The sequence below is a fragment of the Pelagerythrobacter sp. Soil_C_18 genome, from assembly GCF_057657235.1.
Map to the genome: position 1 here is coordinate 360,952 of NZ_JBDGIU010000003.1, position 12,948 is coordinate 373,899.

The following is a 12,948-nucleotide window of genomic DNA, read 5'->3' on the forward strand; positions in this document are numbered from 1 at the left end:
TAGGTGTGCACCCTAAGCAGGCCGCGCGGAGCGCGCGGCCCGTCCTCTCACTCGTCCTTTCCCTGGTCCGAAAGCCGAGCGCGCCCGACACGTCTCTTCCGGACATAAAAAAACGGGGCCGTAAGGCCCCGTTTTCTATTTCGTTCTGGAACGTCGATCAGACGCTGACCGGATCGTCGTCACCACCGTCGACGGCAATCACGATGCCGGCGATAACCGCAGCAGCGGCGAGGATTGCGAGAACGACGCCCGAACCGCCGCCGTTCAGCTTGCTCTCACCTTCGACCGGAGCCGAGGCACGATCGGCGCTGACGGCCGACTGAGCGATCGCCGGCGACGCGGCCAGGGAAAGCGCTGCCGTTGCGGCAACAAGATTACGGAACTTCATCGATTCGTCTCCTCCGAATTCTCTTTAACGTTCAAACTCGCTGTCCCCCCTAAGGCAGACAGAAGATGCTGGCAACCCGTAACATTTAGATTTTCTCGTTACTTGTGGCCCAACTGTAACACCTCAGGCGCGGATAAACTCACCCGTTGCTGAAAGCCCAAGGCGGGTTCGCGGCGTCGAATCGGAAGGGCTCCACCCGATCGCCGAAACTCGGCGCACCGGCCGATCGTGGCGGCCCCGCCGCGACAAACCGACCAATGCGTTGTCTCGCCTAGGTTTCCAAGGTTGCAAAAACCTTAAAACACGGGCGATTTCGCCTGCTTTGCGCCGGTTCGGGGGATTATCGCGCCGATGTGTTGGCCGCCGCGCCTTCGGCTGCATTTTCGGCCATGTAATAGCGTTCGCCGCCTACCCAGGTCTCCAGGACGCGGGTGGCGCGCAGCTCGTCCGGCGTCGCGAGAAGCGGGTCGCGGTCGATCATCACGAAGTCCGCAAGCTCACCCTCGACCAGACGGCCGAATCGGCCTTCCGCGAAGGCAGCATAGGCGCCGTCGCTGGTGAAGGCCGCGAGAGCCCGTTCGCGCGAGACCGCCTCTTCCGGCCGCCAGCCGCCGAAGGGCTGGCCGTCCGCACCGCGGCGGGTGAAGGCGGCGGCGATCCCGGCGAAGGGATCGGGCGATTCCACCGGCGCGTCCGATCCGAACACCAGCGTAGCGCCGGCGTCGGCAATGCTCTTCCAGGCATAGGCGCCCTCGAGTCGCGCGGGATCAAGGCGTGCTTCGGCCATCAGCCGGTCGGACGTCTGGTGCACCGGCTGCATCGAGGCGACGATGCCGCGGCCGCCGAACTTCGCGATGTCTGCGGGATCGACGATCTGGGCATGTTCGATCCGCCAGCGCCGGTCGCCCTCGTACGTGCCGGCGAGCTCGTGAATGGCCGAAAGGACTTCGCCGTTTGCGGCATCGCCGATCGCGTGGACCGCGATCTGGAACTTGTCGAGCGCGGCGCGGCTCATGAGATTGCGGAGCTGCGAACCGGTGAGCAGCGGCAGCCCGGTGTTGTCGGGATCGTCCGCATAGGGGCGCTTGAGCCACGCCCCGCGCGAGCCGAGCGCGCCGTCGAGATAGATCTTGACCCCATTGAGCCGCAGCTTGTCGTCGTAGAGCCAGGGGGAGGGGCGGGGGCCGGCGATCAGTTCCATCGCCCCGGTCCCGGCCGCATAAGCCATGATGCGGACCTTGAGCCAGCCGCCGTCGCCCGCTCGGCGGTAGGACTGCCAGTCCTCGATCGTCGTGCCCATGTCGGCCGCCGCGGTCACGCCGTTGCGCAGGAGGATCTCCTGCGCCTTCTGCAGCGCCAGATCGCGGTCGGCCGGGCGCGGCGCGGGGACCTTGGCGGCGATCAGGCCGGTGGCGGCGTCGACGAAGACGCCGGCCGGCTCGCGCGTTCCCGCGATCCGCTCGATCCGCCCGCCCGCGGGGTCCGCGGTGGCTTCCGTTACGCCCGCGATCCGCATGGCGGCCGAGTTCGCCCAGCCGGCGTGGCCGTCGACTCGCTCGAGCCAGACCGGGCGATCCGCCACTACGCCATCGAGCTCGGCTGCGGTGGGGAACCGGTCGAGGCCCCACTTCACCTGATTCCAACCGCGCCCGATGATCCACCGCCGGCCCGGATTCGCAGCGGCATATTCGGCAATCCTGGCCTGCGCCTCTTCCAGCGAGTTCGTATCCGACAGATCCAGCGTGATCGCCGCGAAGCCGAGGCCCATGACGTGGAGATGCGAATCGATCATGCCGGGAATGACGAAGCGGCCCTCGCCGTCGACCTGGAAGTCGACGTCGCGCGGGCGCTTGTCGCGGCGGTCGAGCACTTCCTTGATGCGCCCGTCGTCGCCGATCACCAGGCCGGTGAAGTTGTCGATCTCGCCGTCCTCGTCGATCGTGATCCCCTGGATATTGTCGATCAGCGTGTCGGCCGCGGCCGCGGCGCTCCAGCAGCCGGCGGCAAGGGCAAGGGCGGAGGTGGCAAGACGGATCATGCAGGCATTCCTCTGTCGCGGGCGGGCCGTGAGACCCGAATGGGCGGGCACCTAGGGCAAGTCGGCGCCAAAGCAAATGCCCGCGCGCGCGCAACAAAGCCGTGTTTCCTGCCGCCGGGTTTTGCCCTAGGGCGCTTGGCCATGAACCAGACCCAAACCGTCTCCGCTGCGGAATCTGCGGCGCAGAGCCTGACCATCGACGATGTCCGCGCGGCCGCAGAGCGGATCAAGGGCGCAGTGGTTCGCACGCCGACCATGTATAGCCGCACGCTTTCGGAGATCGCCGGGGCCGAGATCTGGCTCAAGTTCGAGAACCTGCAGTTCACCGCCGCCTACAAGGAACGCGGTGCGCTCAACGCCTTGCTGCTGCTGTCGCAGGAACAGCGGGAGCGCGGGGTCATCGCCGCTTCGGCCGGAAACCACTCGCAGGGGCTCAGCTACCACGGCACGCGTCTCGGCGTGCCGGTCACGATCGTCATGCCGCGGCCCACGCCGACGGTGAAGGTCATGCAGACCGAGAGCGTCGGCGGCAACGTCGTGCTCGAAGGCGAGACCTTCGACGAGGCCTATGCCTATGCGCGCAAGCTGGAGCAGGAGCTCGGCCTCACTTTCGTCCACCCGTTCGACGATCCGAACGTGGCGGCAGGGGCGGGCACGACTGCGCTGGAAATGCTGGAAGACGCGCCCGAGCTCGATTGCCTCGTCACCCCGATCGGCGGCGGGGGCCTGATTTCAGGCATGGCGACGGTGGCCCGCGCGCTGCGCCCCGACATGCAGGTGATCGGCGTCCAGGCGGCGCTGTTCCCCTCGATGTACGCCAAGATCAAGGGCGAGGATCCGATCTGCGGCGGCGACACGCTGGCCGAAGGGATCGCTGTCAAGGCCCCCGGCGTCTTCACCTCGCAGGTGATCGCCGAACGGGTCGACGACATCCTGCTGGTGAGCGAGGAAGCGTTGGAGAAGGCGGTCTCCTACCTGCTACAGATCGAGAAGACCGTGGTGGAAGGCGCTGGCTCGGCGGGTCTTGCCGCCATGCTCGAACACCGCGAGCGCTTCGCCGGGCGCAAGGTCGGCCTGGTGCTATGCGGCGGCAATATCGATACGCGCCTGCTCGCCAACGTGCTGCTGCGCGATCTCGCCCGCTCGGGCCGGCTCTCGCGGCTGCGCATCACGTTGCAGGACCGCCCCGGCGCACTCTACCGCGTGATGCGCGAGTTCGAGGCGCACAACGTCAACATCATCGAGATCTACCACCAGCGGATCTTCACCAGCCTGCCGGCCAAGGGCCTGATCACGGACATCGAATGCGAGGCGCGCGACCGCGAGCAGATCGATGCGCTGATCGAGGCGCTGCGGGCCAACGGCTATTCGGTAAGCCAGGTGGAACTCGCCTGACAGGGGACCCCGGCGGCTCCCATTGTGCAAAACGACCCGTTCCGGCCGTGATACATGGTTAAGGGACTTTTACCGCGCAGCACTTGTCGGCATAGTCGGGATCGAATTGCAGCCCCGTTCGATTCTGCTGTCAGAGAGGTAGATCCCACGCCGTGACGGCCCCCGTTCGCTTTCCCCGGTTTTTCGTGACCAGCCCCGCGCCGTGCCCCTACCTGCCCGGCCGCAGCGAACGGAAGGTGTTCACCGAGCTCAAGGGCGCGAACGCCGACCAGCTCAACGAAGCGCTCGGCCGGATCGGCTTCCGCCGCAGCCAGACGGTCGCCTACCGCCCGAGCTGCCTCAATTGCCAGGCTTGCGTGTCGGTGCGGGTCGTGGCGGGGGAGTTCGAACCATCCTCGACCCAGCGGCGCATCATGCGGCGCAACGAGGATCTGGTCACCACCGAATGCCGCCCCTGGGCGACGGACGAGCAGTTCACCCTGCTGCAGCGCTATCTCGGCGTGCGGCACCCCGGCGGCGGCATGGCGTCGATGGACGAATTCGACTTCGCGGATATGGTGGAACACACTCCCGTAACGAGCTATGTGGTTGAATATCGGGAGCCCTCCGACGATCAAAGGCCGGGTCGCCTTGTCGGAGCGTGCCTGACCGATCGGCAGGGGGACGGCCTGTCGATGATCTACAGTTTCTACGACCCGGAGCACGAGGCGCGGTCTGGACTTGGAACCTACATCATCCTCGACCACATCCGGCGCGCTGCCGCCGACGGGTTGCCCTACGTCTATCTCGGCTATTGGGTCGATGGTTCGCAGCGCATGCAGTACAAGATCCGCTTCCGTCCGATGGAGCGGCTGGGGCACGACGGCTGGCGCCGCTTCGAAGCCGAGCAGCAGGATGCGCTCATCGCCGCGTCCGTCGCTCGCAAGCCCGACCCCGATATCGACGGCCGGCCGGCCAAAGACGGGACCGCGCACCAGTATCGTCTGCCGAAATAACCTCGCAGCGGCGCTCGCCCTCGCTCTGGCGGTTTCACCTCAGGCCTTGCTGGCGCAGGACCCCGGCGCAAGCCTCGAAGACCTGATCCCCGATTCGGCGGTCGAGAATCCCGAAGGTTGGGCCGAGCAGGGCGTCGAGCCCGAAGCGCGCGAGCTCGCCGAGCAAGCGCCGGATCTGGCACCCGATTCGCCGCTCGACGAAGACGTCGCCATCACCGTTCCCTGGCCCGACCAGATGGACATCCCCGAACCCGAACGGCTGCCACGCGACGAAAGCATCCAGTTCGCCGACCTCGATGATGAGGACGATGAGCTCGGCGCCGCGCCCGCTGCCGAAGTGATCACGCTCGGGCCGGAGCTCTCGCTCGGCTTCCCGGCGGACGAGGAAAGCTTCCCGATGCGCGGCGAGTTCGCCAAGCGCTTCGAATCGCTATCCACGATCGAGGAGCTGCAGGACGGCGATACTGACGACAATATCGCGCAGCTTGCCGCGCGTGCGCGTGAGGACGAGGCGTTGCTGGCCGAGCTGCTGCGCGTCTACGGCTACTACGACGCGCAGGTGATCCGCACTGTCGGCGGTATCCGTCCGGGGCGCGAGGAGGCCGCGCAGGGGCCGAACGTGCGCTTCGATATCGTACCCGGGCCGCAATATAGCTTCGGAGCGATCGATCTCGGCCAACTCGATCAGGCGATCGATTACGAAAGCCTCCGCGCCGCGTTCGAGATTCAGCCGGGCGACCCACTGTTGAGCGACAAGATCGTCGAGGAGCAGTTCGACCTCGACCGGGCGCTCGGCGAGACCGGCTATCCTTTCGCCGCGATCGATGCGCCCGAACTGCTCGTCGACCACGCGCGGACAGAGGGCGATCTGACGCTGCCCGTCCGGCCCAACGGGAAGTACGTGTTCGGAGAAGTCGTCAGCAGCATGCCCGACTTCCTCTCGAGCGAGCATCTGGCGACGATCGCGCGATTCGATCCGGGCGATACCTACAAGCGAAGCCTGGAGGTGGACCTGAGGCAAGCGATCCTGGCGACGGGCCTTGTCTCCTCGGTCACGATCAAGAAGCGCGAGGTCGCACCGCCTTCCGGCAATCAGCTTGGCGAAGTCGCGCTCGACGTGGACATGACCGAGGCCGAGTTGCGCACGATCGCCGGCGCGATCGGCTACGGTTCGGAAGAAGGCTACCGGATCGAGGCGAGCTGGGAGCACCGCAACTTCTTCCCGCCAGAGGGCGCGGTTCGCGTGCGCGGGATCGTCGGCACGCAGGAACAGCTTGCCGGACTCACTTTCCGCCGCAACAACTTCGGCGGGCGCGACCGCATCCTCAACCTCGACGCCTACGCAAGCACGATCGACAGCCCGGCATTCGACGCGCGCACAGTCGCCTTCGTTGCGACCTACTCGCGTTCGTCGACGCTGCTGTTCCAGAAGCCGATTAGCTGGAGTGTCGGGTTCGAAGCGATCGCTACCGGCGAGCGTCCGCCAGTGACTGACGATGCACCGCCGGAGCCGCGCCAGACCTACTTCGTCGGCGCACTTCCTATGTCGATACTTTACGACACGACCGACGACCTGCTCGACCCGACCAAGGGTTTCCGGCTTGGCGGGCGGATTTCGCCCGAAATCTCGCGTACTCAGGGGACCGAGAGCTTCTATGTCCGGACCCAGCTCGATGCGAGCTATTACCAGCAGGTCAGCGACACGGTCGTGCTCGCGGGCCGCGCGCGGTTCGGATCGATCCCGGGCACCGCAATCGAGAACATCGCGCCTTCGCGGCGGTTCTATGCCGGCGGCGGCGGCTCGGTGCGCGGCTACGGCTATCGCGAGATCGGTCCGCGTGACGAAGACGGCGATCCGACCGGCGGCCGCTCGCTGGCCGAACTGGCGTTCGAGGCCCGGATCAAGACCGGCTTCTTCGACGGCGCGCTTTCGGTCGTGCCGTTCATCGATGCCGGCACGGTGAGCACGAGCACGACGCCGGATTTCGAAACCTTCCGGGTCGGTGCGGGCGTCGGCGTGCGGTATCAGACCGGCTTCGGCCCGATCCGCATCGACGTCGGCGCTCCGCTCAATCCTGGGCCCGACGACAGCCCGGTCGCGGTTTACGTCTCGCTGGGGCAGGCCTTCTGATGGCGGAAGACGAGAACGTCGCGCCTGCCGAGGACGTCGCGCCGCCGCGCCGCCAACGCTCGCGGGTCGTCCGCCTGAGTCGATGGACCGCGGGGATCATCGCGGGTCTCGTGGCGATCGTGCTGCTCGCCATCGTGGTGCTCAACAGCCCGATCGGGAAGCGTTTCATCGTGGACCGCATTGCGGAGGTTGCGCCGGCCTCTGGCCTGCGGATCTCGATCGGTCGGATCGAAGGCGACATCTACCGCCGCGCGACCCTGCACGACGTCACCCTGTCTGACCCCCAGGGCCCGTTCCTCACCGTGCCGGTGGCGGAGCTCGACTGGCGGCCGCTCAACTGGCTGTGGAGCGGGCTCGACGTGCGCAATCTCGCGGCCCGGCGCGGCACTCTGCTGCGCACGCCCGAGCTGCTTCCCGGCGATCCCGACGCGCCGATCCTGCCCAACTTCGACATTCGCGTGGACCGGCTGGAACTCGACGACTTCCGCGTCGCGCGCGGGGTGGTCGACGATCGCGAGCACCGCGTCGATCTCACCGCCAAGGCCGATATCCGCGATGGGCGCGTGTTCCTCAACGCCGACGGCAGGCTGGGAGAGCATGATCGGCTGCACCTGCTGGTCGATGCCGAGCCCGACGGCGACCGGTTCGACATGGATCTCGACTACCTCGCGCCCCAAGGCGGTGTGATCGCTGGTCTGATCGGCGCCGACGCCGGGTACCGCGCGCTGATCAAGGGCGACGGCACCTGGAGCGACTGGCGCGGGGCGCTGCTCGTCCAGCGCGAAGACGAGCGCTTCGCCGCCTTCCGCCTCACCAACCGCGACGGCCGCTACGGCATCGTCGGGCAGGCGACGCCTGCGCCGGCACTAACCGGACAGGCCGCGGAGCTGCTCGAGGGTCCGATTTCGCTCGCCGCGTTCGGCACGCTGAAGGACAGCGTGCTCGCGGGCGACCTCGCCGTCCGCTCGCGCACGATCAAGGGCGAGGCCGAGGGGACGGTCGATCTCGCGAACAATGTGTTCGACGACCTGGTGCTGGACCTCCAGCTCACCGAGGCCGGGTTCGGACCCGACATGCGGGTCGAAGGCGCGCGCGTGCTCGCGACCCTCGACGGCGCTTTCCGCGACCTGACGATCGGCCACCGGCTGGTGGTCGACCGCTTCGCCAGCGGGACGACCGAAGTGCGCGGCCTGGTTCAGGAGGGCACGGCGACCTACGACGGCGCCCGCTGGGTCTTCCCGCTCGACGCGCGGGTGCAGCAAGTCGTTGCCGGCAACGATCTGATCGACCCCCGGCTGGTGCGTGGGCGGCTAGCCGGCACCGTCGCCTACAGCGGCACGCGCATCGTGTCCGACGATCTGCGGCTCGTCTTCCCCGACGCCAGCGCGCGTTTCTCGCTGCGGGGCGAGACGCGGACCGGCGCCTATGCCATCGCCGGGCCGATTGAGCTGCGCGGGCTTCGGCTCGAGAATATCGGCACCGTCAACGGCACGGCCAAGATTCTGTTCAAGACCGCGAGCGGCGTGCCCTGGACGCTGAATGCCAATTTCGCGGGTCGCATCCCCGATGTGGAGAACGCCACCCTCGCGAACCTGGCCGGTCCGTCGATCCGCTTCCGCGGCGGCGTTGGGCTGAGCGGGGCCGGGCCGATCGTCTTCCGCGACGTCTCGCTCGATGCGGCCAAGCTCCAGCTCGCGCTCGACGGGCAGGTGCGCGAGGGCGGCACGACACTCGCCGGGCGGGGGTCCCATACCGAGTACGGGCCGTTCACGGTCGAGGCCGCGCTGGATGGCGAGGGGCCGACGGCGGAGCTGGTCTTCGCCAGTCCGTTCCCCGCCGCGGGGCTGGAGGACGTGCGCGTCGCCATCGCGCCGATCGAGAACGGCTTCCAGATCGACACCGAAGGCGGCTCCATGCTTGGTCCGTTCGACGGGACGCTGGAGCTGTTCATGCCAGCCGGCGGCCCGACCCGGATCGCGATCGACCGCCTCGACGTGTGGCAGACCAGCGTGCGCGGCGACCTGTTGCTCGGCGACGGCGGGGTCACCGGGGACCTCGCGCTCTCGGGCGGCGGGCTCGACGGGACGGTCGCGCTCGCTCCGCGTGGCGGCGGGCAGGGGTTCGACGTCAACCTCGCCGCCAACAACGCGCGCTTCGGCGGCGAGACGACGATCGCGATCGGGCGGGCGCAGATCGAAGGCAGCGGCCTGCTGGTCGAGGGCAACAGCACGATCGAGGGCAGGGTTTCGGCGCAGGGCGTGCAGTATGGCACGCTCTTCCTCGGCCGACTGGCTGCGACCGCGCGGCTGCGCAACGGGGAGGGCGACATTAGCGCCGCGTTCTCCGGCCGCCGCGGCAGCCGCTTCAACATGCAGGTCGAAGCACAAGTCGCCGCGAACCGCATCGCCGTGGCCGCGCGCGGCGACTTCGCCGGACGGCGCATCCGCATGCCGCGCCGCGCCGTGCTGCTCGCGCAGGAAGGCGGCGGCTGGGCCCTGCAGCCCACGCAGCTCAGCTACGGCCGCGGCATCGCCATTGCCCAGGGCCGCTTCGGCGGCGACGAACCGACGGCGATGCAAGTGCAACTGGCGCGCATGCCGCTCTCGCTGGTCGACGTGGTCGTGGCGGACATGGGCCTCGGCGGCACGGTCTCCGGCATCGTCGATTTCAGCGCCAGCGCCGGCGGGCTGCCGGTCGGCAGCGTGCGGGTGCAGGTCGACGGGCTGACCCGTTCCGGCCTCGTGCTCTCCTCCCGCCCGATCGATCTCTCGCTTGTCGCAAGGCTGAGCGAGGATCGGCTCGAGACGCGCGCCGTGATCGACGAGGGCGAGGAACGGCGCGGGCGCCTGCAGGGCCGCATCTCGGGCCTGCCGCAATCGGGCGCCCTGTTCGACCGGCTCCGCGCCGGCAGCCTGTTCGCGCAGCTCCGCTACGCCGGGCCGGCCGACGCGCTCTGGCGTCTCGCCGCGATCGACGCGTTCGACCTTACCGGCCCGCTCTCGCTCGCCGCCAACGTCACCGGCACGCTGGCCGAACCGCGCGTGCGCGGCTCGATGGCGAGCGACGACTTGCGGGTGCGCAGCGGCCTTTCCGGCACCGACATCACCGGCGTCACTGCGCGCGGGGACTTCGAAGGCTCGCGCCTGCGCCTCACGCGGTTCAGCGGCTCCACGCCCAACGGCGGCACCGTTTCCGGCAGCGGTACGGTGACCTTGCGCGATCTCGGCGTCCGCGGCCCGCAGATGGACATTCGGGCAGCGGCAAGGAACGCGCGCCTGCTCAACGCCAACGGCCTTTCGGCGACCGTCACGGGGCCGCTGCGGATCGTCTCCGACGGGCTCGGCGGCACGATCGCAGGGCGCCTGCTGGTCAACCGGGCGAGCTGGAGCCTCGGCACGGCAGCCACCGCCCAGGACCTGCCGCGGATCGAAACGCGCGAGATCAACACGCCGGCCGACATCGCACCGCTTCCGACTGCCAGCGCGCCCTGGCGCTACCTGATCGACGCCCGCGCGCCGAGCCGGGTCGACGTCGACGGCATGGGGCTCGACAGCGAGTGGAGCGCCAACGTGCGCGTGCGCGGCACGACCGACGACCCGCGCATCGGCGGCGAGGCCCGGGTAGTTCGCGGCGAGTACAACTTCGCCGGCACCAGCTTCGAGCTGACGCGCGGCCGCATCGAGTTCGACGAGAGCGGCCCGATCGACCCGCGGCTCGACATTCGCGCCGAGACCGAGCGTGACGGCCTCAACGTCATCGTCCAGGTGCAGGGCAATGCCATGGAGCCGGAGATCAGCTTCACCTCCTCGCCCGCGCTGCCCGAGGAGGAGATCCTCGCGCGGCTGCTGTTCGGCGGCTCGATCACCGAGCTTTCCGCGACCGATGCGCTCCAGCTCGGCGCGGCGGTCGCCTCGCTGCGCGGTGGCGGCGGGCTCGACCCGATCAACCAGCTCCGCACCGCGATCGGGCTCGACCGGCTGCGCATCGTTGGGCCCGATCCGGCGCTGGATCGCGGCACTGCGGTAGCCGTGGGCAAGAACTTCGGACGCCGCTTCTACGCCGAGATCATCACCGACGGGCAGGGCTACAGCGCGACCGAAGTCGAGTTCCGCGTGACCTCGTGGCTCTCGCTGCTCGCGAGTATCTCGACCATCGGCCGCGAAAGCGTCCGGGCGGAAATCAGCCGCGACTACTGAGCGTTCGGCGCTCGCCGGCCGTAGAGCTCCGCTTCGGCGGCGCGGCGCCGGGTCAGTCCCCTGAGCACGCGGCCGCCGGCGCGGTTCCAGCGGGCGAACTCGCGCGCGGCGCCGGTATGGTCACCCGCGACGTGTTTCCGCGTCAGCGTCGCCCGCGCGATCGCGCCGGTGTTGTAGTGGAACGAGACCAGCGCATCGAACTGCTCCTGCGTCGTCGGAGCGTCGCCGATCGCCGCGGCGACTCCGGCGGCGTAGCGCTCCAGATCGCGCTCGAGCCGTGCGTCGCACTGCGCCTGCGTCCACACCGTTCCGGGACCGATCTCCGGCCCGGTCGCTCCCCAACCGATCGTCCACGGCGCCCCGCCGCTGGCCGGGTCGGGATAGGCCTCGACCAGTCCGTCCGCCCGCAGCCGCTCGCACCCTTCGAACCGCTTGATCAGGGCCACGCCCGGCGGACCGACGGAGCGGGAGTGCGGCGGCTCAGGCGTGCCGTCGGAGCCGAGCGCCCGGTCTATCGCGCGGTCGAGCCGCTCAACCTCCACCTGGCGAAAACCACGCCCGAGCATCTGCCGGACTGCGTCGAAAATCGTCTTGCGCTGCATGGAAGCACCTCGTCGAAAGCGAATCGAGGTGAAGCAATTAGGCAGGATCGGGGCGTGTAGGAAAATGGTTTTTTGCGGGGCGGGGCGGGTGTTGACGCTCCCGGCAGGTTTACGCAAGTGTAACCTTGCGGTTTCCTCTATTCCTGTCAGGTACTTGCGAAAAAGAACTGCAGGTCGTGTGTGCACTTCACTTTCTTTAAAGTCACACAACCGAGACGTTCGCGACACCTCTCGCCAGATACGGTGCAAGAGCAAGTAACGAATCGAGCAACGGACATCGGCACTGTGTGGCATATTCAGGTCGTGTAGGAAATGGCTGCGGCCCTGATTTGCAGGATCGCGTAGCCGCGGGCTATCTGGGCGCGACCGGAGACGACATGGAATCAGCCCGATGCCACGACCACGCTGCCTTCGTGCGGCCGCGCTTCCTCGACGGTGTCGAGCTCGTCACCGTGTCTTACCGCGACCGCGCCTTCCCGGTGCATACGCATGACGGCTATGTCGTCGGAACCGTGACCGAGGGGGCGGAGGCCCTTAACGTGCGTGGACGGACGCACACCGTCTCGCCCGGCCAGGTCCTGCTGCTTCACCCGCACGAGCCGCATTCCAACCGAAGTCTCGGGCGCGAGGCGTTGCGCTACCGCGTGTTCTATCTCCCCGTTGCCGCCATCGCGGCTTACGTCGGCGAGAGCGGGGAGGCGCCGCTGACGTTCGCCTCTCCGGTGTTGTCGGACCACGTGTTGGCCGGCGCGATCGCCGGCCTCCACGCCCGCTTGAGCAGGGTGCCGGACGATCGGCTCGCGCAGCAAAGCGCGCTGGCCGCGCTGGTGGATGCGCTGATCGGCCGCACCGAGGTCGAGGCCGCGCCGCCGCCGCGCGGTGGAGATGCTGCCGGTGAAGTGCGCGACTGGATCGACGACCATTTCGCGGAAGATTTCGGGTTGTCCGACCTGGCGGCACGCGCGGGTCTCAGCGTGTTCCGGTTTGCCCACGTGTTCAAGGCCTGCACCGGCCTCAGCCCGATGGCCTACCGCAATCAGTGCCGGGTGAACGCGGCGCGGCGCCTGCTGCTTGCCGGGCAGCCCATTGCCGACGTCGCGTTGCAGGTCGGTTTCGCGGACCAGAGCCACCTGACGCGGCGGTTCCAGCGGATCGTGGGCGTGTCGCCGCAGCGCTATCGCCAGCAATAACGTTCAATCCTTC

At 68.3% G+C, this 12,948-nt stretch carries 8 protein-coding genes; 5 read left to right on the forward strand and 3 right to left on the reverse strand.

Annotation, left to right across the window (positions count from 1 at the left end):
• Positions 1-157: 157 nt before the first annotated feature.
• Positions 158-388 carry a hypothetical protein gene (locus AC3A5N_RS09795; protein ID WP_203109539.1) on the reverse strand — a complete coding sequence of 77 codons (231 nt, stop codon included), beginning with the start codon at positions 386-388 and terminating at the stop codon, positions 158-160.
• A gap of 340 nt (positions 389-728) precedes the next feature.
• Positions 729-2,426, reverse strand: coding sequence for an amidohydrolase (locus AC3A5N_RS09800; RefSeq protein WP_487737127.1), 1,698 nt, complete (start codon positions 2,424-2,426; stop codon positions 729-731).
• Between the two features lie 141 nt (positions 2,427-2,567).
• Here AC3A5N_RS09800 and AC3A5N_RS09805 point away from each other — a divergent pair, with 141 nt between their 5' ends.
• The 4 genes from AC3A5N_RS09805 to AC3A5N_RS09820 all read left to right on the forward strand — a co-directional run bounded on the left by AC3A5N_RS09805 (position 2,568) and on the right by AC3A5N_RS09820 (position 11,143).
• A complete protein-coding gene (locus AC3A5N_RS09805) occupies positions 2,568-3,821 on the forward strand; it encodes a threonine ammonia-lyase (RefSeq protein WP_487737128.1) in 1,254 nt (417 codons plus the stop codon).
• Positions 3,822-3,973: 152 nt separating this feature from the next.
• Positions 3,974-4,816 (forward strand): arginyltransferase, encoded by an 843-nt coding sequence (locus tag AC3A5N_RS09810; RefSeq protein ID WP_487737129.1) that lies wholly within the window; start codon positions 3,974-3,976, stop codon positions 4,814-4,816.
• A gap of 46 nt (positions 4,817-4,862) precedes the next feature.
• Positions 4,863-6,947 (forward strand): autotransporter assembly complex protein TamA, encoded by a 2,085-nt coding sequence (locus AC3A5N_RS09815; protein ID WP_487737130.1) that lies wholly within the window; start codon positions 4,863-4,865, stop codon positions 6,945-6,947.
• Entirely contained in the window at positions 6,947-11,143 is a 4,197-nt protein-coding gene (locus tag AC3A5N_RS09820; RefSeq protein ID WP_487737131.1) for a translocation/assembly module TamB domain-containing protein, read from the forward strand. The genes AC3A5N_RS09815 and AC3A5N_RS09820 overlap by 1 nt, the downstream gene beginning before the upstream one ends.
• Here AC3A5N_RS09820 and AC3A5N_RS09825 read toward each other — a convergent pair.
• Complete coding sequence (locus AC3A5N_RS09825) at positions 11,137-11,745, reverse strand: lysozyme (protein ID WP_487737132.1); 609 nt, start codon at positions 11,743-11,745, stop codon at positions 11,137-11,139. The two genes, AC3A5N_RS09820 and AC3A5N_RS09825, sit on opposite strands and share 7 nt — an antisense overlap.
• Positions 11,746-12,122: 377 nt before the next feature.
• Between AC3A5N_RS09825 and AC3A5N_RS09830 the strand changes: the two genes are divergently transcribed.
• Entirely contained in the window at positions 12,123-12,935 is an 813-nt protein-coding gene (locus AC3A5N_RS09830; RefSeq protein WP_487737133.1) for an AraC family transcriptional regulator, read from the forward strand.
• Positions 12,936-12,948 lie beyond the last annotated feature (13 nt).

What these genes read in the sequence shown, in the direction of transcription:
- AC3A5N_RS09800 (WP_487737127.1), bottom strand. Translation starts at nt 2,426, where the DNA reads ATGATCCGTCTTGCCACCTCCGCCCTTGCCCTTGCCGCCGGCTGCTGG.
- AC3A5N_RS09795 (WP_203109539.1), bottom strand. Translation starts at nt 388, where the DNA reads ATGAAGTTCCGTAATCTTGTTGCCGCAACGGCAGCGCTTTCCCTGGCC.
- AC3A5N_RS09820 (WP_487737131.1), top strand. Translation starts at nt 6,947, where the DNA reads ATGGCGGAAGACGAGAACGTCGCGCCTGCCGAGGACGTCGCGCCGCCG.
- AC3A5N_RS09825 (WP_487737132.1), bottom strand. Translation starts at nt 11,745, where the DNA reads ATGCAGCGCAAGACGATTTTCGACGCAGTCCGGCAGATGCTCGGGCGT.
- AC3A5N_RS09805 (WP_487737128.1), top strand. Translation starts at nt 2,568, where the DNA reads ATGAACCAGACCCAAACCGTCTCCGCTGCGGAATCTGCGGCGCAGAGC.
- AC3A5N_RS09830 (WP_487737133.1), top strand. Translation starts at nt 12,123, where the DNA reads ATGGAATCAGCCCGATGCCACGACCACGCTGCCTTCGTGCGGCCGCGC.